General features: G+C 69.0%; 21 protein-coding genes. 20 read left to right on the top strand and 1 reads right to left on the bottom strand.

The genetic code is table 11. The features are described 5' to 3' along the window. Positions 1-146 precede the first annotated feature (146 nt). The 15 genes from ACT4N3_RS10885 to ACT4N3_RS10815 all read left to right on the top strand — a co-directional run bounded on the left by ACT4N3_RS10885 (position 147) and on the right by ACT4N3_RS10815 (position 14,938). Positions 147-2,123: an acetyl/propionyl/methylcrotonyl-CoA carboxylase subunit alpha gene (locus ACT4N3_RS10885; protein ID WP_444855243.1), complete on the top strand. Its 1,977-nt coding sequence runs from the start codon at positions 147-149 to the stop codon at positions 2,121-2,123. A gap of 110 nt (positions 2,124-2,233) precedes the next feature. After that, positions 2,234-2,686, top strand: a complete 453-nt coding sequence (locus tag ACT4N3_RS10880) for a MaoC family dehydratase (protein WP_444855242.1) — start codon at positions 2,234-2,236, stop codon at positions 2,684-2,686. Further along, on the top strand, positions 2,641-3,177 hold the full coding sequence (locus ACT4N3_RS10875; protein ID WP_444855241.1) for a cytochrome P460 family protein: 537 nt from the start codon (positions 2,641-2,643) through the stop codon (positions 3,175-3,177). Before ACT4N3_RS10880 ends, ACT4N3_RS10875 begins: the two co-directional genes overlap by 46 nt. Before the next feature lie 71 nt (positions 3,178-3,248). Then, positions 3,249-4,088, top strand: coding sequence for an HpcH/HpaI aldolase/citrate lyase family protein (locus tag ACT4N3_RS10870; RefSeq protein ID WP_444855240.1), 840 nt, complete (start codon positions 3,249-3,251; stop codon positions 4,086-4,088). A 96-nt stretch (positions 4,089-4,184) separates the two neighbouring features. Further along, positions 4,185-4,559, top strand: coding sequence for a tetratricopeptide repeat protein (locus tag ACT4N3_RS10865; RefSeq protein ID WP_444855239.1), 375 nt, complete (start codon positions 4,185-4,187; stop codon positions 4,557-4,559). Between the two features lie 119 nt (positions 4,560-4,678). Further along, complete coding sequence (locus ACT4N3_RS10860) at positions 4,679-5,461, top strand: prepilin peptidase (protein ID WP_444855238.1); 783 nt, start codon at positions 4,679-4,681, stop codon at positions 5,459-5,461. A gap of 250 nt (positions 5,462-5,711) precedes the next feature. Then, a complete protein-coding gene (locus tag ACT4N3_RS10855) occupies positions 5,712-6,482 on the top strand; it encodes a type II secretion system protein N (protein ID WP_444855245.1) in 771 nt (256 codons plus the stop codon). A gap of 2 nt (positions 6,483-6,484) precedes the next feature. Continuing rightward, the gene (gene gspD, locus ACT4N3_RS10850; protein WP_444855244.1) at positions 6,485-8,626 is read left to right on the top strand and encodes a type II secretion system secretin GspD; all 2,142 of its coding nucleotides are present in this window, start codon (positions 6,485-6,487) and stop codon (positions 8,624-8,626) included. Continuing rightward, positions 8,623-10,161, top strand: coding sequence for a type II secretion system ATPase GspE (gene gspE, locus ACT4N3_RS10845; RefSeq protein WP_444855237.1), 1,539 nt, complete (start codon positions 8,623-8,625; stop codon positions 10,159-10,161). The genes gspD and gspE overlap by 4 nt, the downstream gene beginning before the upstream one ends. Continuing rightward, the gene (gspF, locus tag ACT4N3_RS10840; protein WP_444855236.1) at positions 10,154-11,380 is read left to right on the top strand and encodes a type II secretion system inner membrane protein GspF; all 1,227 of its coding nucleotides are present in this window, start codon (positions 10,154-10,156) and stop codon (positions 11,378-11,380) included. The genes gspE and gspF overlap by 8 nt, the downstream gene beginning before the upstream one ends. Next, the gene (gene gspG / locus ACT4N3_RS10835; protein WP_444855235.1) at positions 11,380-11,862 is read left to right on the top strand and encodes a type II secretion system major pseudopilin GspG; all 483 of its coding nucleotides are present in this window, start codon (positions 11,380-11,382) and stop codon (positions 11,860-11,862) included. Before gspF ends, gspG begins: the two co-directional genes overlap by 1 nt. Then, positions 11,843-12,886 (top strand): type II secretion system protein GspL, encoded by a 1,044-nt coding sequence (gene gspL, locus ACT4N3_RS10830; protein ID WP_444855234.1) that lies wholly within the window; start codon positions 11,843-11,845, stop codon positions 12,884-12,886. The genes gspG and gspL overlap by 20 nt, the downstream gene beginning before the upstream one ends. Next, a complete protein-coding gene (gene gspM, locus ACT4N3_RS10825) occupies positions 12,883-13,353 on the top strand; it encodes a type II secretion system protein GspM (RefSeq protein ID WP_444855233.1) in 471 nt (156 codons plus the stop codon). The genes gspL and gspM overlap by 4 nt, the downstream gene beginning before the upstream one ends. Further along, positions 13,350-14,066, top strand: a complete 717-nt coding sequence (gspN, locus tag ACT4N3_RS10820) for a type II secretion system protein N (protein ID WP_444855232.1) — start codon at positions 13,350-13,352, stop codon at positions 14,064-14,066. Before gspM ends, gspN begins: the two co-directional genes overlap by 4 nt. 116 nt (positions 14,067-14,182) lie before the next feature. Beyond that, positions 14,183-14,938: a hypothetical protein gene (locus tag ACT4N3_RS10815; RefSeq protein WP_444855231.1), complete on the top strand. Its 756-nt coding sequence runs from the start codon at positions 14,183-14,185 to the stop codon at positions 14,936-14,938. Here ACT4N3_RS10815 and ACT4N3_RS10810 read toward each other — a convergent pair whose 3' ends face one another. After that, complete coding sequence (locus ACT4N3_RS10810; protein WP_444855230.1) at positions 14,939-15,514, bottom strand: hypothetical protein; 576 nt, start codon at positions 15,512-15,514, stop codon at positions 14,939-14,941. A gap of 92 nt (positions 15,515-15,606) precedes the next feature. On the opposite strand from ACT4N3_RS10810, the gene ACT4N3_RS10805 reads away from it, so the two are divergent. From ACT4N3_RS10805 to ftsH, 5 genes are all read left to right on the top strand, one after another. Further along, positions 15,607-19,260, top strand: coding sequence for a hydantoinase B/oxoprolinase family protein (locus ACT4N3_RS10805; RefSeq protein WP_444855229.1), 3,654 nt, complete (start codon positions 15,607-15,609; stop codon positions 19,258-19,260). 147 nt (positions 19,261-19,407) lie between these two features. Further along, positions 19,408-20,157, top strand: coding sequence for a DUF969 domain-containing protein (locus ACT4N3_RS10800; RefSeq protein ID WP_444855228.1), 750 nt, complete (start codon positions 19,408-19,410; stop codon positions 20,155-20,157). A 70-nt stretch (positions 20,158-20,227) separates the two neighbouring features. After that, positions 20,228-21,178 carry a DUF979 domain-containing protein gene (locus ACT4N3_RS10795; RefSeq protein WP_444855227.1) on the top strand — a complete coding sequence of 317 codons (951 nt, stop codon included), beginning with the start codon at positions 20,228-20,230 and terminating at the stop codon, positions 21,176-21,178. Further along, positions 21,179-22,174, top strand: coding sequence for a DUF2891 domain-containing protein (locus ACT4N3_RS10790; protein ID WP_444855226.1), 996 nt, complete (start codon positions 21,179-21,181; stop codon positions 22,172-22,174). A gap of 93 nt (positions 22,175-22,267) precedes the next feature. Further along, the coding region (gene ftsH, locus ACT4N3_RS10785) for an ATP-dependent zinc metalloprotease FtsH (RefSeq protein WP_444855225.1) at positions 22,268-23,578 on the top strand (1,311 nt) is incomplete at its 3' end.

Below are 23,578 nucleotides of genomic sequence, written 5' to 3'. Positions count from 1 at the left end.
CATCTCGCGGCGGAGTTTTCGGGCGCGGCGGACAGTCCTTGCCGGTCCCTTCGGCGCGATGTTCCTGAGCATCGGTCTTGCCCCTCCACCGTGCTTCGCACGGTCCCCCTCCCCGAGACAAGCTCGGGGAGGAGCTGGAGCGTCGCATGATCGCCTCCCTCCTCATCGCCAACCGGGGCGAGATCGCCTGCCGGGTGATTCGCACGGCGCGGCGGCTGGGGATCCGCACGGTCGCGGTCTATTCGGATGCGGACGCGAAGGCGCTGCATGTGCGCGAGGCGGACGAGGCGGTGCATATCGGGCCGTCGCCGGCGCGCGAGTCCTATCTGGTCGGCGAGAAGATCATCGCGGCGGCGAAGCAGACGGGCGCGGAGGCGATCCATCCGGGCTATGGCTTCCTGAGCGAGAATGCCGAATTCGCGCAGGCCGTGATGGATGCGGGGCTGGTCTGGGTGGGGCCGAACCCCAAGAGCATCACCGTGATGGGCCTGAAGGACGCGGCGAAGAAACTGATGGCCGAGGCCGGGGTGCCGGTGACGCCCGGCTATCTGGGCGAGGACCAGGACCCGGCGCGGCTGAAGGCCGAGGCGGGCGCGATCGGCTGGCCGGTGCTGATCAAGGCGGTGGCGGGCGGCGGCGGCAAGGGGATGCGGCGGGTGAACGCCGCTGACGAGTTCGAGGAGATGCTGCTTTCGTGCAAGCGGGAAGCCGCCTCCAGCTTCGGCGACGATCGGGTGCTGATCGAGAAATATATCGAGCGGCCGCGCCATATCGAGGTGCAGGTGTTCGGCGACAGCCACGGCAATGTCGTCCATCTGTTCGAGCGCGATTGCTCGCTGCAGCGCCGGCACCAGAAGGTGATCGAGGAAGCGCCGGCGCCGGGGATGGACGAGGCGACGCGCGAGGCCGTCTGCGCGGCGGCGGTGCAGGCGGCGAAGGCCGTGGACTATGTCGGCGCGGGGACGATCGAGTTCATCGCCGATGCGAGCGAGGGGCTTCGGGCGGATCGCATCTGGTTCATGGAGATGAACACCCGGCTCCAGGTCGAGCATCCGGTGACCGAGGAGATCACCGGGGTCGATCTGGTGGAGTGGCAGCTTAGGGTGGCGAGCGGGGAGCGGCTACCGAAGCGGCAGGAGGAGCTGGAGATCAACGGTTGGGCAATGGAGGCGCGGCTCTATGCGGAGGATCCGTCGAAGGGTTTCCTGCCAAGCACTGGTCGGCTCGAGCATTTTAGATTGCCTAGCGAGGCTCGGATCGAGACGGGCGTTATCGAAGGAGCCGAGGTCAGTCCGTTCTACGACCCAATGATCGCCAAGATCGTCGTCCGCGCTGGAAGCCGCGACGAAGTGATCGACTTGCTGGCCAGAGCTTGCGAGCACGTCGAAGTCGCGCCGGTTCGGACCAATGCGGCATTCCTCGGCCGGTGCCTGCATTCCGCGGACTTCCGCGCCGGTCGCGTCACCACCAGCTTCATCGACGCTCACCTGACCGAATTGACGCAGATCGAGCATTCGGATGCGGCGTTGCTGGCTGCAATCAGCTGGCGGCTAGAAGAATTCGTGGCCTTGGAGTTCGATTGCCGAGACGTGTGGGAGCCGAGGCCGGGAGGCCTGTTCGGGTTCCGGCTTAACGCCCAGCCCGCACCTGCGCGGCTTTCCTTCGAACGCGATGGCGAACCGCACGTGGCGCTGGTTCGGCCGCCCAAAACAGATGCCTATTGGTCGATAAGCGCCGATGGCCGCGAGGATTTCGAGTTCGAAGGCAACCTTCCGACAACCTACGGACCGGAAGCAGCGCCACCGTTCGAGGGGCCGATCCGCGTGTTCAGCAAGGGCCGGAGCGAAGTTTTTGAGTTTGGTGACCGGCATTCCGGTGGCGGGGCGCATGCCGCCGGCGACGGCGCGATCATCTCGCCGATGCCGGGCAAGATCATCGCGCTGGAGGTGGCGGCGGGCGAGGCGGTGACCAAGGGGCAGAAATTGCTGACGCTCGAGGCGATGAAGATGGAGCACAGCCTGGTCGCGCCGTTCGACGGGGTGGTGGCGGAGCTGAACGCCCAAGCGGGCGCGCAGGTGAGCGAGGGCGCTCTGCTGGCGCGGATCGAGAAGGCTACAGATTAGTCATTTCGTCACCCCGGACTTGATCCGGGGTCCATCTTCCCTTCATTGCTGCCGTCGAAAAGGTGGATGCCGGATCAAGTCCGGCATGACGGATTTGGGAGGCTGTAGAGATGCCCGGCCGCTATTACGAACAGTGGACGCTCGGCGACACGATCCGACACCAGCCGCACCGGACCGTCACCGAGACGGACAACCTGTTAATCTCGACGCTCACCCACAATCCGCAGCCGCTTCATCTCGACGAGACCTATGCCGAAGCGACCGAGTTCGGGAGGATCGTCGTCAATGGCACTTTCACCTTCGCGCTGCTCGTCGGCCTGTCGGTCGGCGACACCACTTTGGGAACGCTGGTCGCCAATCTGGGCTACGACAAGGTGCGGATGCCGAAGCCGGTCTTCATCGGCGACACGCTCCGGGCCGAAACCGAGGTCGTGGGCCTCAAGGATTCGAACTCGCGGCCGGACGCCGGCATCGTCACCTTCGCCCACCGCATGTTCAACCAGCGGGACGAGCTGGTATGCGTGATGGAGCGCACCGCCTTGATGCAGCGCCGGCCCGGCTGAAACGGGCGGGGATCGCGCTGCTGCTGCTCGCCGCGCTCGGCGGGCAGAGCATGAACGACGGCGGCGAGCCGAGAATCGGGCCGGCCGAGGACCGGGTGGGGCTACCGGCCGATTATCTCGCCACCTTCACCCGCCTACGCACGACGCCGGTTGATACGACCCAGGTGCTCGTCGTCTACGCGAACGACCGGGCGGCGTCGGTGACCGACCGCGCCAACCTGCCCTATCCCTATGGCTCGGTGTTCGTGGCCGAATGGCGCTACGCCGACGGACAGCCGCGAGCCGGCGAGCTGTTCCAGATCGATGTGATGCGGCGTGGCGAGAGGTTCGGCACCGCCTATGGCGATGTGCGCACCGGCGAATGGGAATATGCGCGCTATTTCCCCGACGGCAGCCATCGGATCCCGCCCGGGCGTTCCGGCTGGTGCGCGGCATGTCACCAGCGGCCCGGGGTCAGCCGGGACTTCGTTTTCCACGGCCGCTTCCCCTGACAGGGCGGCGGCGCGCCGCCGGACCGAAAATCGGCTTGCCCTCCGCGCCCAGCCCGTGAAGGGTGAGCGGCATGAGGCTGCGCTCGCTCCTTTTCGTCCCCGGCGATCGGCCGGAGCGGATGGACAAGGCGCTCGGGCTCGCCGCGGACGCGCTGATCCTCGACCTTGAGGATGCGGTCGCGCCCGCCGCCAAGCCCGCGGCGCGGCGGGCGGTGGCGGCCTTCCTCAAGGCCAACAGCCATAAGCGGCTGTGGGTGCGGGTCAATCCGCTCGACAGCGCCGAGAACGAGAAGGATCTCGAGGCGGTGCTGCCCGGCCATCCGGACGGGATCGTGCTGCCCAAGGCCGAGGGCGGCGCGAGCGTCGCCGAGCTGGTCCGGCGGCTGACCGAGCGCGGCAACGCCACCGCGCAGGTGATGGCGATCGCGACCGAGACGCCGGCGGCGATCTTCGGCCTGGGAAGCTATACCGGCGCCAGGCGGCTCGCGGCGCTGACCTGGGGCGCGGAGGACCTGCCGGCGGCGATCGGCGCCGCCACGAGCCGGGAGGAAGACGGGCGCTACACCCCGCCATATGAGCTCGCCCGCTCGCTCTGCCTGTTCGGCGCGGCGGCGGCCGGCGTAGCGCCGATCGAGACGGTCTATCCGGCGTTCAGGGATGAAGCGGGGCTGGCCGCTTATGCGGCGCGGGCGCGGCGCGACGGCTTTACGGGCATGATGGCGATCCATCCGGCTCAGATCGACATCATCAACGCCGCCTTCACGCCGAGCGACGCGGAGATCGCTCATGCCCGGGCTGTGGTCGCCGCCTTCGAGGCCAGTCCGGAAGCTGGCGTGCTCCAGCTCGACGGGAAGATGATCGACCGGCCCCATCTGGTTCAGGCGCAACGACTTCTTGGGCAAGTGTCATAAAACTGTAATATTACAGTCACCTAACTATCATCGATATTTGCGTTTTCCGTAACAGAAGCGTAAGCATCGTGTCATCACTCGGTAAGGGGATGGCCGATGAAGACGCTTTCTGTGCTTGTCGCTCTGGGGATCGCAGCGACGGGAACCGCATCGTTCGCGCAGGCTGTGGAAGACGGCTATCCGCGCGGCAGCCTCGCCGTCGCGGCGATCGAGCGCGGCGACTGGGCGCGCGCCGAGCAATTGCTCAACGGCCCGCTCGTCGATCGCGACGACCCCGCCCGGCTGATCAATCTCGGCCAAGTCTATCTGCACACCGGCCGCCAGGCCGAGGCGCTGGCCGCCTTCCGCGCGGCGCTCGCCTCGAACCGCCATGTCGATGTCGGCACGTTGAGCGGCCGGTTCGTCTCGACCCGCCAGATCGCCCGCGAGGTGCTGGCCCGCTACGAGACCGCGCAGCTCGGCACGCGATAGCCCTTCGTCATTGCGAGCGAAGCGTGGCAATCCAGTCTGAGGCTGGATTGCCGCGCCGCTTCGCGGCTCGCAATGACGGGAACGTTGAAGCGTGTTCCCCCGCGCCTTAGGGCGCGGCGATGGCCAACCCGCTTGCGACGCTGGAGAGCTGGCTCGCCGATCCCTGGATCGGCGGCGCGGCGGGCGCATTGCTGGGCGCGATCGTCGGCAGCTTTCTCGCCACCATCCTGATTCGCTGGCCGCAGCGGCGGAGCGCGCTTGGCGGGCGCTCGGCCTGCGACACTTGCGGGGCGCGGCTCGGGGCGCGCGACCTGGCGCCGATCCTGTCCTTCCTGATCGCGCGCGGGCGATGCCGGGCGTGCGGCGCGCGAATCGATCCGCGCCATCTCGGCATGGAGATCGCCGCGGCGATGGTCGGCGCGGCGGCGTTCGTTGCCCATGGCTGGCCGCTCGGCGCGGCGACGGCGCTGCTCGGCTGGTGGCTGCTGCTCGTGATCGCGCTCGATGCCGAGCATCACTGGCTTCCCGATGCGCTTACCCTGCCGCTCCTGCCGTTCGGCCTCGCGGTCGCCTGGGCCGGGCTGGGGCCGCCTTTGCTCGACCGGGCGATCGGCGCGGCGGCGGGCGCGATCGGGCTCTGGGCGATCGCCGCGCTCTATCGGCTCGCGCGCGGGCGCGAGGGCATGGGCGGCGGCGATCCGAAACTGCTCGCTGGGCTCGGCGCCTGGCTCGGCTGGATGCAATTGCCTTTCGTCCTGCTCGGCGCAGGCCTGCTCGGGCTCGCCGCCATTCTGATGCTGCGCGCGCGCGGAACAGAGGTGAGCGCGACCACCCCGCTGCCGCTCGGCGCGCTGATGGCGCTCGCCGCTTGGCCACTCTGGCTGGTCGCCGCGGCGCATTAAGGCTGCGTCCATCTAGCCTGTGCTAGCCATCGACACTTAAGGGCGGCGCTTTTCCCTAGGAGCGCCGCCCGACCTGTTTGTGGGTTGCGTGGCGGCGGAAAAGCTGGAAACTCCGCCCCTTGCGCGGGCGGCCCGTCCGGTGACGAGTCTGTCTTAATTGAGTCACCGGGCGGTCATAGCGGTTCGACGCGTCCGGGTAGGGGAATCACTTCACTTGCGCATCGCCACATCATCGCGCGCGCAGCTTCTTATGGAGCGGGTCAGGCGGCCGAGCCTCTATTCGCTCGCCGAGCTGACGCTGATCGCTTTGATCGCGGTGCAGCTGGCGCGGCTCTTCTGGCTGCTGGTGACGCCGCTCGGCCCGGTCGGCGACTGGCGGCCGCCGGCGAGCCTCACCGCGCCGCCCACCACCGCGCGGCTCGGCGATTTCGATCCCTTCTTCCGGCTGGCGGGGGCCGGCGGACCGTTGGCGGTGACCGGCCTTGCGCTGAGGCTCTACGGCACCCGCGAGGACCAGGCGACCGGGCGCGGCTCGGCGATCATCGCTTTGCCCGACGGCGTCCAGTCGAGCTACGGCGTCGGCGAGGAGATCATGCCGGGCGTGACCCTGACCGCCGTCGCCGCCGACAATGTCACGATCAGCCGCAATGGCGTGATGGAGCAGCTCTTCCTCGATCAGTCGCAGCCGGCGCCGGGCGCGGCCGGCGCTGCGCCGCAGCCGGTGACGGCCGCGCCGCCCCAGCCGATCGTCGCGGCGCCGACTCCGGCCGCGCCGCCGCTCCAGCTTCAGCCGCGGGTGAGCAACAACCAGATCACCGGCCTCGTCGTCGCGCCCGGCGGCGACGGCGGCCAGGCGTTCCGCGCGGCGGGCTTCGCGCCCGGCGACGTTATCGTAACAGTGAACGGGCAGCGGGTGAGCTCCGCCGATCAGGCGATTGCATTGGTCCGCCAGGCAGGCGGCCAGGCGGCGGTGACGGTCGACCGCGGCGGCCGGGCGGTGCAGCTGACGGTGAGGTTCTGAAGATCGTGAAGCGCATCCTCATCGCTCTGGCGCTTTCCGTCGCCGTCGCTTTGCCGGCCGCGCCGGCGCAGGCACAATATGTGCTGAACCTGCGCGAGGCCGACATCCGCGCCTTCATCCAGGACGCGGCGCGGGTGACGGGACGGACCTTCATCATCGATCCGAACGTGCAGGGGCGGGTGTCGGTCGTCACCCAGCGGCCACTGTCGCGAAGCGAATATTTCGAGCTGTTCCTGAACACCCTGCGCGCCAACGGCTTCGTCGCGGTGCCCTCGTCGGGCGGCGCGCTGCGCATCCAGCCGGTGGCGGGCGCGGCGGCGACGGCACGGGTCGGCGGCTCGCGCCGGGCGCCGGCGAGCGGCTTCGTCACCGAGATTTTCCGGGTCCGCAACGTCCAGCCGGCGCAGGCGGTCGAGACGCTGCGGCCCCTGGTGAGCCGTGACGGATCGCTGACCGCCAGCCGCAACTCGATTGTCGTGTCGGATTTCGCCGACAATGTCCGCCGCATCCGCCAGGTGCTGAGCCAGATCGACGTCGCGGTCGACACCTCGTCGACCCGGGTCGTCGGCCTCAACAATGCCGGCGCGCGGGAGATCGCGACCGCTCTGGCCGAGCTGGCGCCGGACGGTGTTTCGGTGGTGCCGGTCGACAGCTCGAACGCCATCGCCCTGCGCGGCGACGCGGCGGCGGTGGCGCAGCTCGCCAGCATCGCCGCCGATCTCGACCGGCGGGCGCTGTCGGGCAGCGAGATCAGGGTCGTGTTCCTCGAACACGCGGTGGCCGAGCAATTGCTGCCGGTGCTGCAGACCCTGCTGGGCCAGGCGCCGGCGCAATCGGCGGCCCAGCCGCGCGCATCACGCCGCGCCCGGACGGGGACGACGCCCGGCGCGCCGGCGGCGGGCGCAGCACAGGTCGATTCGACCGCCGCGACTCCCGCGCCGGCCGCCGGCGGCAACAGCGCGGTCGGGACGATCGGCGGGCGCAACGCCGTCGTCACCCGCTTCGAGGGCGCCAACGCGCTCGTCATTTCCGCAACGCCGGACGTGCAGCGCACGCTGGGCGAGGTGATCCGCCAGCTCGACGTGCGCCAGCAGCAGGTGCTGGTCGAGGCGATCATCGTCGAGATTTCCGACGTCGCCGCGCAGCAGCTCGGCGTCCAGCTCTTCCTCTCGGGCCTGCGCGGATCGAACATCCCGTTCGCGATCACCAATTATTCCAACATCACGCCCAATATCGGCCAGCTCGCGGGCGCCTTCGCGGCGCGCGAGCTGGGCGGCCAGACGACGACGGTGGAGACCGCCGACGGCACGACCACGACGACCACCACGGGCGCGGCCACCGAACTGATCCAGGGCGCGGCCAGCGCGCTGTCGGCGATCAACGGCGGCCTGGTCGGCGCCGCGGTGCAGAATTCGAACGCGATTTTCGGCGCGATCATCAACGCGGTCCGCTCCGACAACCAGTCCAACATCCTGTCGACGCCGTCGATCATGACGCTCGACAATCAGGAGGCGCGGATCCTGGTCGGGCAGGAAATCCCGATCACCACCGGCGAGGCCTTGTCGCCCAATTTCGACAACGCCTTCCGCACCGTGCAGCGGCAGAATGTCGGCATCACGCTGGAGGTGCGGCCGCAGATCAACGCCGGCGGGACGATCCGTCTGGAGCTCAGGCAAGAGGTGAGCTCGATCGCCGGGCCGGTCTCGTCGACCTTCCGCGACCTGATCCTCAACAAGCGCGAGATCGAGACCACGATCACCGTCGACGACGGCGAGATCGTCGGCATCGGCGGCCTGCTCGACGACAATGACCGGCGCACGCTGGACCGGATTCCTTTGCTCGGCGACATTCCGGTGCTCGGCAACCTCTTCCGCTCGCGGGGGCGGTCGCGAGCGCGGACGAACCTGATGGTGTTCATCCGGCCGACGATCCTGCGCTCGGCGCAGGACGCGCGGGCGATGTCGGCGCGGCGCTACAATTACGCCCGCGGCCAGCAATTGCTGGGCAACCCGAACCGCGAGCCGACGCTGGACGAGCTGGTGCGCGACTATCTCGGCACGACCCCGCCCAGCGAAGTGCCGCGCCAGCCGCAGGACAGCGTGGTGACGCCGATCGAACTGCCGCCGCCGGAGCAGCCCCAATGAGGATCGCGCGCGGCGACGAGGCCCCGGCCCCGCCGCCGGTGGCGAACGACAGCGAGGCGGCTGTGCCGCGCATCGCTTATGGCTTCGCACGCCGCCACGGCCTGCTGCCGACCGCGGAGAGCGACGGCCGGCTGGAGGTCGCGATGCGGGCCGGCGCCGATCCGCAGGCGCTGATCGAGTTGCGCCGCCACCTCGGCCGGCCGTTCGCGCTTCGCGAGGTGGACGCCGCGGGCTTCGATCGGCTGCTGTCGGATCAATATGGCGCCGGCGCGGGCGTGGCGGCGGACGCGGCGGATTCCCTGGGCTTTGGCGACGATCTCGGCCATCTCGCGGCGGGCATGCCGAGCGCCGACGACCTGCTCGACACCTCCGACGACGCGCCGGCGATCCGGCTGATCAACGGCATCATCGCCGACGCGGCGCGCCAGGGCGTCTCCGACATCCATATCGAGCCTTATGAGACCGGGCTGGTCGTCCGGATGCGGATGGACGGGGTGCTGCGCGAGACGCTGCGCATGCCGCCGCACGTCGCGCCGGTGGTGGTGAGCCGGGTCAAGGTGATGGCGCGGCTCGACATCGCCGAACGGCGGTTGCCGCAGGACGGAAGGATCGGGCTGACGCTCGGCGGCAAATTGATCGACGTTCGCGTCTCGACGCTGCCCAGCCGGGCCGGCGAGCGGGTCGTGCTGCGCATCCTCGACAAGGACAATGCCGGCATCGATCTCGACCAGCTCGGCATGACCGCGGCGACCAAGAAGCTGCTCACCGACGCGCTGACCGAGCCGAATGGAATCGTGCTGGTCACCGGCCCGACCGGATCGGGCAAGACGACGACGCTCTATGCAGGATTGAAGCTGCTCAACGACGGCAGCCGCAACATCCTGACCGTCGAGGATCCGGTCGAATATGCGGTCGACGGCGTCGGCCAGACCCAGATCAACCCGCAGGTCGGTCTCACGTTCGCCACCGGCCTGAGGGCGATCCTGCGGCAGGACCCGGACACGGTGATGGTCGGCGAAATCCGCGACCGGGAGACGGCGGACATCGCGGTGCAGGCGGCGCTGACCGGTCACCTGGTGCTCTCCACCGTCCACACCAACGACAGCGTCGGCGCGATCACCCGGCTCAGGGACATGAAAGTCGAGCCGTTCCTGATCGCCTCGACGGTGCGCGCGGTGCTGGCGCAGCGGCTGGTGCGGCGGTTGTGCCAGGCGTGCCGCAAGCCGGTCGCGGCGGAGGGCTCGCTGAGCAACCTGCTCGGCATCGCGGCGGGAACCACCGTCTATGAGCCGGGCGGCTGCGCCGCCTGCGGCAATAGCGGCTACAAGGGCCGGATCGGCCTGTTCGAGGCGGTGCGGGTGGACGATTCGATCCGCCGCCTGATCAATGCAGGCGGCGACGAAGCCGAGATCGCCGCCCACGCGTTCCGCGATTCGCCGACCCTGGCCGGCGCGGCGCGGCAGCTGGTGCTGGATGGCGTGACCAGCCCGGAGGAGGCGCTGCGCGTGTCGCGGCACGAGGCGGCCGATGCCTGATTTCGCTTATGTCGGGCTCGACACGGCCGGGCGCGAGCGGCGCGGCTCGGTGCGCGCCGACAGCGCCGACGCGGCCAAGGCGAACCTGACCGCGCGGCGGCTCTATATCGTGAAGATCGAGCCGGCGGCGGAAGGCGCGGCGGCGGCGCCCTTGCTGTCGCGCGGCCTGTTCGCGCGCCAGCGGCTGGGCGCCAAGCAGCTCACTTTGTTCACCCGCCAGCTCGCCACGCTCGTCCAGGTCGCGCCGCTCGAGGAGGCGCTGCGCACCCTCTCGCGCCAGGCGGAGCGGGAGGAGGAGAAGCGCATCCTCTCCAATGTCCATGCCGGTGTCGTCGAGGGCAGGCGGCTGGCGGACGCGATGGCGCGCGAGCCGAAGAGCTTCCCGCCGCTCTACCGGGCGATGGTGACGGCGGGCGAGGGATCGGGGACCTTGCCCGCGATCCTCGACCGGCTGTCGAACCTGCTGGAGCGGCAGGCGCAGGTGCGCTCCAAGGTGCTTTCGACGCTGGCTTATCCGATGGTGCTCGCCGCCTTCGCCGCGATCGTCGTCTTCGCGCTGATGATCTTCGTCGTGCCCAAGGTGATCGAGCAGTTCCAGGATATCGGCCAGCAATTGCCCTTCCTGACCCGCGTCGTGATCGGGCTGTCCAGCTTCCTCGCCAATTGGTGGTGGGCGCTGCTGATCGGGCTCGGGCTGATGGTCTTCCTCGCCGGCCGGGCGCTGCGCGAAGAGGGCATCCGCCTCAAGTTCGACGCTTTCCTGCTCCGCCTGCCCTTGATCGGGCGGTTGATCCGCGATTTGCACGCGGCGCGGCTGGCGCGGACGCTGTCGGCGATGGTGGCGAGCCGGCTGCCGTTGCTGGAGGGGCTCAGGCTGACCACCGAGACGGTGCACAACCGGGTGCTGCGCCGCGCCTCGGCCGAGATCGCCGAGACGGTGCGGACCGGCGGCAGCCTTTCCGGCGCCCTGCGCAAGGCGGGCGTGTTCCCGCCCTTGCTCGTCTATCTTGCCGCCAGCGGCGAAGCGTCCGGCCGGCTCGACATGATGCTGGAACGGGCGGCCGACTATCTGGAGCGCGAATTCGACGCGTTCACCGCCACCGCTTTGGCCCTGCTGGAGCCGGCGATCATCATCATCATGGGCGCGGTCGTCGCGGTGATCGTGCTTTCGATCCTGCTGCCGATCCTGCAGCTCGACACGCTTGCCGGAGGAATGTGATGAATATGCTTTGGGCCGAGGCGCGCCGGCACACTGGATTGCTTCGCTCCGCTCGCAATGGCGACAAGAGCATTCGTCATTGCGAGGAGCAGAGCGACGAAGCAATCCAGCGCGAGCGCGGCTTCACCTTGGTCGAGATGATGGTCGTTATCGTCATTATCGGTCTGCTCGCGACGATCGTCATCATCAACGTGATGCCGGCCGCGGACCGGGCGGCGGTGACCAAGGCGCGGGCGGACATCGCGACGCTGGAGCAGGCCGCGGAAATGTACCGGCTCGACACTATGCGCTACCCGACGACCGAGGAGGGGCTGCAGGCTTTGGTCGCGGCCAACCATATCCGCCGGCTGCCCAACGATCCCTGGAACCGGCCTTATGCCTATGCCGCGCCGGGCGCGAATGGGAGGCCGTTCACGATCTCGACCCTGGGCGCGGACGGGCAGGCGGGCGGCGACGGCGAAAATGCCGACATCACCAACTGACGATCCGCCAGCCGAAGGCACGTTGCTCGCCTTCGCCGGCGAGGGCGATATCGCGCGCTGGCTGCTGATCGGCGACGATGGCGGAATCACGCGTGGCGAGGGCGCGCTGCCCCCCGTCGCCGACGGGCGAACGGCGATCGCGGTGCCGGGCGAGGCGGTGGCGATCCACTGGCTGACGCTGGACGAGGGGCTGGCCCCCGCGCAGGCGGTCGCGGCGGCGCGGCTGATGCTGGCGGACGCCAGCCTCGCGCCGCTCGCCGACATGCATGTCGCGGTCGGCGCGGCGGAAGGCGGGCGGACGCCCGTCGCTCTGGTGCCGAACGAGCGGATGACGGCGTGGCTGGCGACGGCCGAGGCGGCCGGGCTCGATGCCGATCCGGTCATGCCGACGCCTTTCCTGCTAGGCGCTCCCGCTGATGGTTTCGCGCGATTGCAGCGGGGGGCGGTGGCCGATTATCGCGGACTGGGCGCGGCGTTCGCAATCGAGCCGGAACTGGCCGACGCGCTGACCGGCGACGCGACGGTGGCCGATGTCGACGAGACCGCGTTCGAGGCCGGCCTCGCCGAGGCGCTCGCCGCGCCGGCGCTGAACTTGAGGCAGGGCGCGTTCGCTCGGCGACGGCGGCTCCGGATCGTCGAAGGCTCGTGGCGGAGGCTCGCACTCTACGGGCTGGCGCTCGCCGCCTTGACCCTGATCATCCAGATCGCGGCGATCCTCTCCTACACCTTCGCCGCCGACCGGCTGGAGACCGAGGTGGCACAGATCGGGCGCGGCGACGGCGGGGCGCGGGGCGCGGGCTTCGGCCCGGTCGCGAGCCTGCTCTTCGAGGCGATCCGCTCCACGCCCAATGCCGAGCTGACCCGGCTCGACTGGCGCGCCGACGGCAGCCTTGCCGTCAGCCTGCGCGTCGATACGCCGGCGACGCTCGCGGCGCTCCGCGCCCGGGCGGAGGCGAGCGGGCTGAGAATCGAGGGTGGCGCGGCGCCGAACGGCGATGTCGCCGATCTGGTGGTGCGGCTGTGAACGGTCTCAGCGCCTGGTGGGCGACGCGCTCGGCGCGGGAGCAGCGGCTGCTCGCGGTGATGTTCGGCCTGATCGCGTTGGTGCTGATCTGGCTGCTGGTGATCCGCCCGCTCGGCGACGCGTTCGACCGGGCCAAGCAAAGGCACAATGCAGCGGTGCTGGCGCTCGCCGAGGCACGGGTGCGGACCAATCCCGGCGGAACGCGAACTGCGGGGCCGCCGCCCTTGCCGCTCGACGCCTTGGTCACCCGCACCGCCGCCGATGCCGGCTTCACCGCGGCACGGGTGGCGGGCGGCGGGCCGGCGACGGCGCGGGTGACGCTCGACGCGGCCCGGCCGCAGGCCCTGTTCGGCTGGATCGCGCGGCTGGAGGCGCAGGGAGTGACGGTTGAGCGATTGCAGGCGCGGGCCAATCCCGACCGGACGGTTGCGGTCGAGGCGGCGTTCAGCGCCCGGGGCGCACGATGAAGGTCCGCATGCCCTTCGGCCGGGTCGCCTTCTTCGTCGCCGCCTTCTTCTTCTCGCTGGTGGCGCTGACCCCGCTCGGCCTTGCCATAAGCTGGCTCGGGCTGGACGCGCGCGGCCTGGCGGCACGCGAGGCGCAGGGCAGCGTCTGGCTCGGCGCGCTCAAGGAGGCGCAACTGGGGCCGGCGCCGATCGGCGATGTCAGCGCCCGCTTTCACAGCCTGCGCCTGTTCATCGGCCAGGCGCGCGTTTCGCTGGCGCGGGCCGACGAGACGCAGCCCTTCGAAGGTTCGGCGACGGTCTCCCGGCACGGTTTCGGTTTCGACGATGCGACCGGGCACCTTCGCCTCGGCGCGCTGCTCGCGCCGCTGCCGATCAATGCGATCCAGCTCGAAAATGTCAGCATCGGCTTCGCCAGCGGCCTGTGCAGCCGCGCGGAGGGGCGGGTGCGGGCGATGGCGAGCGGCGATGTCGGCGGGATGAGCCTCTCCTCCGGCCTCGCCGGCAATGCGAGTTGCGCCGGCGATGCGGCCCTGCTGCCTTTGGCCGGCCAGAGCGGCATGGAGCAGCTCAACATCCGGCTGTTCGCCGATGGGCGCTATCGGGCGGAATTGCTGGTGCGGAGCCAGGATGCGGCGCTCGGGCAGCGGCTGGTCGCCGCCGGGTTCACTGCCGGCAATGGCGGCTTTACGCGGGTCGTCGACGGCCGCTTCTGAACTTTCCCGGCGCGGCCGGGAGAAAATCCCGTGCTGAGTCGTTGTTGGTCCGTATCCAGAGCGAGGGGGCTTCCCGCCGGCCACGGGCCGGCCGCAATCGCAAGGGAGCCGATTCCATGAAAACCATCATCTTGGGAGCAGCCGGACTGCTGCTGAGCGGCACCGCTTTGGCGGGCGTCGCGACGATGAAGAGCGCGGACAGTGCGGCCGCGACGGCGCCGGTCGCCGCGAAGGACGCGGACGGCCTCGGCGGATCGCTGATCGCCAACGCGATCACGATCGACTGGCCGACCAAGGCGGCCGGCGAAGCCAAGGCGCGCGACGACAAGGCGATCGGCGCGGCCTTCCAGACGCCGGAAGCGCCGGTTGCCGAAACGCCGTCGACGAGCGTGATGAGCGACGCGGAGTCGGCGACCGACGATATGGTCGGCGTCGGCGGGCCGGACGAGCCGGTCGAGACGGCGGCCCTGGCCCCCGCGACCCACTATCCGCCGTGCCGGAACAGCGCCGACGACAAGTGCATTCAGCTTGGCGAGCCCGGCGTGCGCGCTGCGCTGGCGAGCTGGCAGGCCAGCCATGACCCGGCCGCGGTGCAGGCCGGCATGGGCGGCCCGGAGGAGGTGGTCGACGACACGGCGCCGGTCGCGACGCCCGCCACGAGCTATCCGCCATGCCGGAGCCGCGCCGACGATCGCTGTATCCAGCTCGGCGAGAACGAGACGCTGGCGAGCGTGGCGATGGGCGGGCCGGAGGAGCCGGTCGAAACCGCCGCTTATGAGCCTCTGCCGGAGGACGCCGTGATGCCCGCCTCGGAGGACCTCGCCAAGAGCGAGCTGCCGGCAAGCGCCGCCGAATCGCCGACGGCGATCTGATCAGCCTTCGGGATTCTCGGCGGGAGGCGCGGCTTCGGCGGCGCCTCCCGCTTCCCTTTCGGCGATCCAGGCGCGCATCTTGCCGATGCTGCGCTCCAGCGCCATGACGATCCGCCGCACCTGATCCGGATCGTCCTCGGCGATCGCCAGCTCGGAGAGCCAGCGCGTCTCCGCCAGCCATTCCTCGCCGCTGTCGCGATCGGCGACCGAGATGCCGAGATAGGCCTCCTCCGCCTCGACCCATTCCTCGCCCTCCGCGCGCACCGTATGCAGCCGGATCTGGGCCTCGTCGAAATCGGCCTGCGCCATCTCGCGCGCGGATTCGAGGAAGGGCTGGACCAGGTCCCAGTCCATCTTGGTGTCGGAGAGCGTCTCCAGGACCGCGTTGGTGATCAGCTTGTGGGTGACGAGGTGGAAATGGCGGCTGGTATAGGGGCCGTCGAGGCCCTGCGGCTCGTCCCCCTCGTCCTCATAGTCGTAATCGTCGTCGTCATCCTCCCGGCCGTCCTCCTCCGGCCCGGGCTGGATCACCATCGGCGGCTGGTCGGCCGGTTCATCGTCCCTGCGATCGGTCATTCCTGCGTCCTTTTGCTCTCCAAAGGGGCTGCTTCATGGCGCGCGCCCGGTCAAGCATTGCCGGGGCAAAGGACACGCCCTAGGCCCGGCGCATGGCCGGCTGGACCTTCGCCATCGACCGCGGTGGGACTTTCACCGATATTGTCGCCCAAGCGCCGGACGGCCAGACGATCGTGCGTAAGCTACTGTCGGAAAATCCGGAGCGCTATGAGGACGCGGCGCTGGCGGGGATCGCGGCGGTCCTGGACGAGGCGGGCGGCGGCGCGATCGATGCGGTGAAGATGGGGACGACCGTCGCCACCAACGCTTTGCTCGAGCGCAAGGGCGAGCAAGTGGCGCTGGCGATCACCGCCGGGCTCGGTGACGCGCTCAGGATCGGGACGCAGGCGCGGCCCGACATCTTCGCCCGCAACATCATCCTGCCGCAACCGCTCTACGACCGGGTGATCGAGATCGACGAACGGGTGCGGGCGGACGGAACGGTCGAAAAGCCGGTCGATGTAGAAACCGCAAGGGCAGGCTTGCAGGCAGCGTTTGACGCGGGTGTTCGCGCGCTGGCGATCGTGCTGATGCACGGCTGGCGCTGGACCGCGCACGAGGCGGCGGTGAAGCGGCTGGCCGAGCAGATCGGCTTTACCCAGATCAGCGCAAGCCACGAGGTCGAGCCGCTGATCAAGCTGGTCGGGCGCGGCGATACGGCGGTGGTCGACGCTTATCTGTCGCCGGTGCTCCGGCGTTATGTCGACCGGGTTGTGGCGGGCCTGGAGGGCGCCGGGCGCCTCATGTTCATGCAGTCGAACGGCGGCCTCACCGACGCCGCCGTCTTCCGCGGCAAGGACGCGATCCTCTCCGGTCCCGCGGGCGGGATCGTGGGGATGACCAGGACGGCCGCCGACGCCGGCTTCGATCATGTGATCGGCTTCGACATGGGCGGCACCTCGACCGACGTCTCGCATTTCGCCGGCACCTATGAGCGGACCAGCGAACGGGTGGTGGCGGGCGTCCGGGTGCGGGCGCCGATGCTGGAAATCCATACGGTGGCGGCGGGCGGCGGATCGGTCTGCGCGTTCGACGGGCGGCGCTTCCGGGTCGGGCCGGACAGCGCCGGCGCCAATCCCGGCCCGGCCTGCTACCGGCGCGGCGGGCCGCTGACCGTCACCGACTGCAATGTGGTGCTCGGCAAGATCCGGCCGGAGCATTTTCCGCATGTGTTCGGGCCGGGCGGAGACCTGCCGATCGATGCGGAGGCGGCGAGGGCGCGCTGCGCGGAGATCGCCGCGCGCGCCGGCAAGAGCGCCGGAGAGGTGGCGGAGGGCTTCGTCCGGATCGCGGTCGACAATATGGCGAATGCGATCAAGCAGATCTCGATCGCGCGCGGCCACGACGTGACCCGCTATGTGCTGCAATGCTTCGGCGGCGCGGGCGGCCAGCATGCCTGCCTGGTCGCCGATGCGCTCGGCATCGAGACGGTGATGATCCATCCGCTCGCCGGGGTGCTCAGCGCCTATGGCATGGGGCTGGCCGATCTGGTGGAGCTGCGGCAGCGGACGCTGGCTGGGGCGGAGCTGGAGGCGGTGCTGGCCGATCTGGAGATGGAGGCGCGGGCGGCGCTGGCGCGGCAGGGCGTCGAGGCGCCGGGAATCCTCCGCCGCGCGGCGCTGCGCTACCAGGGCAGCGACACCACGCTGGAAGTGCCGGTCTCCGATCATATGCGCGCCGATTTCGAAGCGGCGCATCTGGCGCGGTTCGGCTTTGCCGCACCGGAGGCCGAGGTGGTGACCGAAACGGCGATCGTCGAGGCGGTGGGGAGGTCCTCCCCCAGCTTGCCTGGGGGAGGGGGACCGCTCGCGAAGCGAGTGGTGGAGGGGCAGGGCGCGGGAGTGCCCCTCCACCATCATGCTGCGCAAGATGGTCCCCCTCCCCGAGGCAAGCTCGGGGAGGATCTTTATGACCGCGCTCTGCTCGCGCCGGGAGAAATAATCTCCGGCCCCGCTCTCATCATCGATCCGTCCGCCACCACCGTCGTCGAGCCGGGCTGGCGGGCCGAGGTCGACGCTCACTCCAACCTCATCCTCACCCGCACGCGCGCCCGCGAAAGCGCGCCGGCGATGGGGACCAATGTCGATCCCGTCACGCTGGAGGTGATGGGCAATCTCTTCATGGCGATCGCCGAGGAGATGGGGGTGGCGCTGCAGAACACGGCGTCGTCCGTGAACATCAAGGAGAGGCTCGATTTCTCCTGCGCCGTCTTCAACCGCGACGGCGAGCTGATCGCCAACGCGCCGCATATCCCCGTCCATCTCGGATCGATGGGCGACAGCATCCGCACGATCATCGCGGCACGGGGTGGCGGTGCGGACGGGCGCGGGATGAAGCCGGGCGACGTCTATGTGCTGAACGCCCCCTATCGCGGCGGCACGCATCTGCCCGACATCACGGTGATCATGCCTGTCTTTGCGGGCCAGGACGCGGACCCGGCCTGGTTCGTCGCCGCGCGCGGCCATCATGCGGATATTGGCGGGATCGCGCCGGGATCGATGCCGCCGGACAGCCGGACGGTCGATCAGGAAGGCGTGCTGCTCGACAATGTGCTGCTCGTCGATGCCGGCCGCTTCCGCGAGGCGGAGATGCGGGCATTGCTGGCCGAGGGCGAATGGCCGGCGCGCGATCCGGACCGCAACATCGCCGATCTGAAGGCCCAGGTCGCCGCCTGCCAGCGCGGCGCGAACGAGCTGAAGCGGGTCGCCGCCGAACAGGGCCGGGCGATGCTCGACGCCTATATGGGTTACGTCCTCGATTATGCAGAAGAGGCGGTGCGGCGGCTGATCGGCCGGCTGAAGCATGGCGCCTTCCGCTACGAAATGGACAATGGCGCCTGCGTGGCCGTCTCGGTGACGGTGGACGGTGAAGGCCGATCCGCGACGGTGGATTTCGCCGGCACCAGCGCGCAGCTCGGCGACAATTTCAACGCGCCTTATTCGATCTGCCGGGCGGCGACGCTTTACGTCTTCCGCACCCTGCTCGACGATCCGATCCCCTTGAATGATGGCTGCATGCGCCCGATCGAGCTGCGCGTGCCGGAAGGATCGATGCTCAATCCGCGTTTTCCGGCGGCGGTGGTGGCGGGGAATGTCGAGACCAGCCAGGTCGTCACGGACGCCTTGTTCGCCGCTTTGGGCGCGCTGGCGCCGAGCCAGGGCACGATGAACAATTTCACCTTCGGCAACCGGGCATATCAATATTATGAGACGATCGCGGGCGGCGCCGGGGCCGGGCCGGAATTCGACGGGGCGAGCGGGGTGCAGACCCATATGACCAATTCGCGGCTGACCGACCCGGAGGTGCTGGAGACCCGCTTCCCGGTCGTCGTCGATCGCTTCGCGATCCGCCGCGGCTCGGGCGGTGAGGGCGCGCATCGCGGCGGCGACGGCGTGGAGCGGCGCATCCGCTTCCTCGAGCCGATGCATGCCGGCATCCTCTCCAACCGGCGCCGCGTGCCGCCGCGCGGGATCGAGGGCGGTGCTGACGCGCGGCCGGGCGTGAACCGGGTGCTGCGGGCGAGCGGCGTCGAGGAGCTGCTGACCGCGACAGACAGCGCCGAGCTGGCCGCCGGCGATGCGATGCTGATCGAAACGCCGGGGGGTGGGGGATATGGATCCCCTCTCCCGCTTGCGGGAACATCAGGGGAAGACTGCTCCCAGCAGTCTTCAGAACGCGCGGGGCGCGTTCGGCCTGACGTTGGTTAGGGTGAGGGTCTTGCAGCCTCTGCCGGACAGACCCTCACCCTCCCGCTTCGCGGGCCCATTGGCAGGTGAACAGCATCCCATGCTGTTAAGGTCCTGCCGGGGGCAGGACCGACCTGCCAATCTCTCCCGCAAGCGGGAGAGGGGAAGGTGAGCGCCATCATCGCCTATTTCGGCGACTACGCCGTCTATCTCCCCCTGCTCGGCATCCTCGTCCTCGTTCTCGGCTTCGCGCTTAGATTCAATCCGATGCTGGTCGTGCCGATCGCGGCGCTGACGACGGGATTGCTCGCGGGGCTCGATCTCGACGCGGTCATCGCCAAGCTCGGCAAGGCGTTCAACGATTCGCGCGCGATCATCATCCCCTGGATCGTGCTGCCGGTGATCGGCCTGCTCGAACGCTACGGCCTCCAGCAACGGGCGCGAGCGGTGATCGCCTCCTTCCATGCGGCCACCGTGGGCCGGCTGTTGATCCTTTACCTCTTCTATCGGCAGCTCATCTCCGCGATCGGCCTTCATTCCACCGCCGGCCATCCGCAGACCGTTCGCCCGCTCGTGGCGCCGATGGCGGTCGCGGCGGCGGAGCGGCAGGCGCCGCTCGATAAATTCACCCGGCAGCGCATCCAGGCGCAGGCCGCGGCGACCGACAATGTCGGGCTGTTTTTCGGCGAGGATATCTTCATCGCGATCGGCTCGATCGTGCTGATCCAGCAGACGCTGGAGGCCTATCAGATCACTTTGCGTCCACTCGACCTCGCGCTTTGGGCGATCCCGACCGCGATCGCCGCCTTCATCATCCACTCGGCCCGGCTGCTGATGCTCGACCGGTCGCTCAATAGATCCTCCCCAGCATTTGCTGGGGAGGGGGACCATGCGAAGCATGGTGGAGGGGCCTCTTAGTGCCGCGAGTAGCCCCTCCACCGTCCTACGGACGGTCCCCCTCCCCTCGAAATCGAGGGGAGGAACCTTGATGATCGGCCTCCAGCACGTCTTCTGGCTGATGGGCGCGATGTTCGCCGCTTATGCGCTGCTGAGCCTGGGCGACCGGACGAACAAAAAGCGCTTCGCCAATGCCTTGTTCTGGGGCCTCGTCGCGCTCAGCCTGCTCGCGGGCGACCGGCTGGACGACATGGGCAACGGCTGGCTGGTGATCGCCATGTCGGTGCTCGGCGGCTTCAACCTGCTCGGCCGCGGCGACCCTTCGACCGGAGAGGTCGAGCGCAACGCCTTCGGCGAGCGCTTCGGCAACAGGCTCTTCCTGCCGATCCTGATCGTCCTGCTGGTCGCGGTCGCCGGGACCTTGCTCTACCTCTATGTGCCCGCGGTCCACGCCACCGGCCTGCTCGAGACCAATCGCGAGACCTTCGTCCTGCTCTGCATTGGCGTGCTGCTGGCGATCCTGTTCATCTTCGCCTGGCTGAAGCCGCCGCCGATGGCGCCGCTTCAGGAGGGCCGGCGGCTGATGGACGCGGTCGGCTGGGCGGCGATCCTGCCGATGATGCTGGCGGCGCTGGGACTGGTGCTGCGCGACACCGGCGTCGGCGGCACGATCGGCGGGCTGATCCTGGCGGTGATCCCGGAAGGCAATGTGCTGGCCGCGACTTTCGCCTTCGGCATCGGCATGGCTTTGTTCACCATCCTCACCGGCAACGCCTTCGCCGCCTTCCCGGTGATGGCGACCGCGATCGGCGTCCCGGTCCTGATCCAGGGCTATGGCGGCGACGCGGCGGTGGTCGGCGCGATCGGCATGCTCGCCGGCTTCTGCGGGACGTTGATGACCCCGATGGCGGCCAACTTCAACATCGTGCCGGTGAGGCTGCTGGAGCTGGACGACCAGAATGCGGTGGTGAAGGCGCAGATCCCGACCGCATTGCCGCTGCTGCTGATCAATATCCTGCTGATCTATTTCCTGGCCTTTTAGATGACCGACACACTCACGCCCGAAATCGCCAACCGCTTCGCCGAGATCGCGTTCGGCCATGTCACCAAGGAATATCCGCACAAGCTCGATCATGTGATGGACGGGCCGGAGGACGTGCTCGGGCCGCGGGCGCTTCACCCGATCTTCTTCGGCAGCTTCGACTGGCACAGCTGCGTCCATGGCTATTGGCTGCTGCTGACGACGCGGCGGTCGTTTCCGAACCTGCCCGTCGCGGCGCGGGTCAAGGCACTGCTCGACGAGATGCTCACCGAGAAAAAGGTCGCGGGCGAGCTGGCCTATCTCGACCGGGCTTACACAGGCGGCTTCGAGCGGCCGTACGGCTGGGCCTGGCTGCTCGCGCTCCATGCCGAGGCGCAGCTGCATGGAAGTGAATGGGCCGAGGTGCTCGCGCCGCTCGCGCAAGCGTTCGCCGCGCGCTTCCATGTCTACCTGCCCAAGCTCACTTACCCGATCCGGGTCGGCACCCATTTCAACAGCGCCTTCGCGATGATCCTCGCGCTCGACTGGGCGGAAGCGAACGATCCCCGCCTCGCCGATCTCATCCGCGCGCGGGCGCAGGACTATTTCGCTACCGACCGCAATTGCCAGGCCTGGGAGCCGGGCGGCGACGAATTCCTCTCCTCGGCGCTGACCGAGGCGCTGCTGATGCGCCGTGCGCTCCCGGAGCGCGCCTTCGCGTCCTGGTTCCACGCTTTCCTGCCCGACCTCGCCGACCGCAGACCGGAAACGCTGTTCACACCGGCCTTTGTCTCCGACCGTTCGGACGGCAAGATCGCCCATCTCGACGGCGTGAACCTCAGCCGCGCCTGGTGCTGGCGGGGGATCGCTGGGGTGCTGGAGTCGGACCTTGCGGCCTTGGCGCGAGCAACGGCGGATGCTCATCTCGACGCCAGCCTACCGCATGTCGCGGGCGATTATGCCGGCGAGCATTGGCTCGCGAGCTTCGCTTTGCTGGCGCTTCTGCAAGGCGATTGAGCGCCTTTTCCTCGCTCATCGTCCGTTCACGCCTCGCCGCTACATTGCCAAGCGCGCTCCACGACCTATTTTAGGGGGGCGAAAGGGATTTCCATGGCGGACGACAATCGGCCGGGCGACAAGGAGCCTGGCAACAACTGGATGAAGAGCCTCGCGATCTGGGCGGCGATCCTGCTCGGGCTGGTGATCTTCGTCCAGCTGATGGGCGGCGGCTCCTCGCAGACGCGCGACACGATCGCTTATTCCGATTTCCTCAACAAGGTCGAGGAAGGCTCGGTCAAGCAGGTGATCATCGGCAAGGAGGAGATCACCGGCCGGACCACCAACAACGAGACCTTCCGCACCAACAGCCCGCCCTCCGATCCGCAGCTGGTCACGCGGCTGCGCGAGCGCGGCGTCTCCTTCTCGGCCGCGCCCGAGCCGCAGACCTCGCTCTGGGTGATCCTGCTCTACCAGTCGCTGCCGTTCCTGCTGATCCTCGGCATCGCCTTCTTCGTGATGCGCCAGATGCAGAAGAATGCGGGTTCCGGCGCGATGGGCTTCGGCCGCTCCAAGGCCAAGCTGCTGACCGAGAAGCATGGCCGCGTCACCTTCGACGACGTCGCCGGCATCGACGAGGCCAAGGGCGAGCTCGAGGAGATCGTCGACTTCCTCAAGGACCCGCAGAAGTTCCAGCGCCTGGGCGGCAAGATCCCCAAGGGCGTGCTGTTGATGGGCCCCCCGGGCACGGGCAAGACGCTCTTGGCGCGGGCCATCGCCGGCGAGGCCAACGTGCCCTTCTTCACCATTTCGGGGTCCGACTTCGTCGAGATGTTCGTCGGCGTCGGCGCGTCCCGCGTGCGCGACATGTTCGAGCAGGGCAAGAAGAACGCGCCCTGCATCATCTTCATCGACGAAATCGACGCGGTCGGCCGCCATCGCGGCGCGGGACTCGGCGGCGGTCATGACGAACGCGAGCAGACGCTGAACCAGATGCTGGTCGAGATGGACGGCTTCGAAGGCAGCGAAGGCATCATCGTCATCGCCGCCACCAACCGGCCGGATGTGCTCGACCCCGCGTTGCTGCGGCCCGGCCGTTTCGACCGCCAGGTGGTGGTGCCGCTGCCGGACATTCGCGGCCGCGAGCTCATTCTCAAAGTCCACATGCGCAAGGTGCCGCTGGACGACGACGTGCGTCCTGCGGTCATTGCCCGCGGCACGCCCGGCTTCTCCGGCGCCGATCTCGCGAACCTCGTGAACGAGGCGGCGCTTTTTGCCGCGCGCGCCAACAAGCGCGTCGTCAGCATGGACGAATTCGAGAAGGCGAAGGACAAGATCATGATGGGCGCGGAGCGCCGCTCGATGGTCATGAGCGAGCAGGAGAAGCTCAACACGGCCTATCACGAGGCGGGCCACGCGATCGTC

Origin of the sequence: Sphingosinicella sp. (assembly GCF_052388015.1) — a bacterium.
GTDB lineage: Bacteria > Pseudomonadota > Alphaproteobacteria > Sphingomonadales > Sphingomonadaceae > Allosphingosinicella.
This window is presented reverse-complemented; position numbering and strand designations above follow the sequence as displayed.

Bases quoted from the DNA above. Each gene is read 5' to 3' on its own strand.
- ACT4N3_RS10885 (WP_444855243.1), top strand. From the start codon at position 147: ATGATCGCCTCCCTCCTCATCGCCAACCGGGGCGAGATCGCCTGCCGG.
- ACT4N3_RS10880 (WP_444855242.1), top strand. From the start codon at position 2,234: ATGCCCGGCCGCTATTACGAACAGTGGACGCTCGGCGACACGATCCGA.
- ACT4N3_RS10875 (WP_444855241.1), top strand. From the start codon at position 2,641: ATGCGTGATGGAGCGCACCGCCTTGATGCAGCGCCGGCCCGGCTGAAA.
- ACT4N3_RS10870 (WP_444855240.1), top strand. From the start codon at position 3,249: ATGAGGCTGCGCTCGCTCCTTTTCGTCCCCGGCGATCGGCCGGAGCGG.
- ACT4N3_RS10865 (WP_444855239.1), top strand. From the start codon at position 4,185: ATGAAGACGCTTTCTGTGCTTGTCGCTCTGGGGATCGCAGCGACGGGA.
- ACT4N3_RS10860 (WP_444855238.1), top strand. From the start codon at position 4,679: ATGGCCAACCCGCTTGCGACGCTGGAGAGCTGGCTCGCCGATCCCTGG.
- ACT4N3_RS10855 (WP_444855245.1), top strand. From the start codon at position 5,712: ATGGAGCGGGTCAGGCGGCCGAGCCTCTATTCGCTCGCCGAGCTGACG.
- gspE (WP_444855237.1), top strand. From the start codon at position 8,623: ATGAGGATCGCGCGCGGCGACGAGGCCCCGGCCCCGCCGCCGGTGGCG.
- gspF (WP_444855236.1), top strand. From the start codon at position 10,154: ATGCCTGATTTCGCTTATGTCGGGCTCGACACGGCCGGGCGCGAGCGG.
- gspG (WP_444855235.1), top strand. From the start codon at position 11,380: ATGAATATGCTTTGGGCCGAGGCGCGCCGGCACACTGGATTGCTTCGC.
- gspL (WP_444855234.1), top strand. From the start codon at position 11,843: ATGCCGACATCACCAACTGACGATCCGCCAGCCGAAGGCACGTTGCTC.
- gspN (WP_444855232.1), top strand. From the start codon at position 13,350: ATGAAGGTCCGCATGCCCTTCGGCCGGGTCGCCTTCTTCGTCGCCGCC.
- ACT4N3_RS10815 (WP_444855231.1), top strand. From the start codon at position 14,183: ATGAAAACCATCATCTTGGGAGCAGCCGGACTGCTGCTGAGCGGCACC.
- ACT4N3_RS10810 (WP_444855230.1), bottom strand. From the start codon at position 15,514: ATGACCGATCGCAGGGACGATGAACCGGCCGACCAGCCGCCGATGGTG.
- ACT4N3_RS10805 (WP_444855229.1), top strand. From the start codon at position 15,607: ATGGCCGGCTGGACCTTCGCCATCGACCGCGGTGGGACTTTCACCGAT.
- ACT4N3_RS10795 (WP_444855227.1), top strand. From the start codon at position 20,228: ATGATCGGCCTCCAGCACGTCTTCTGGCTGATGGGCGCGATGTTCGCC.
- ACT4N3_RS10790 (WP_444855226.1), top strand. From the start codon at position 21,179: ATGACCGACACACTCACGCCCGAAATCGCCAACCGCTTCGCCGAGATC.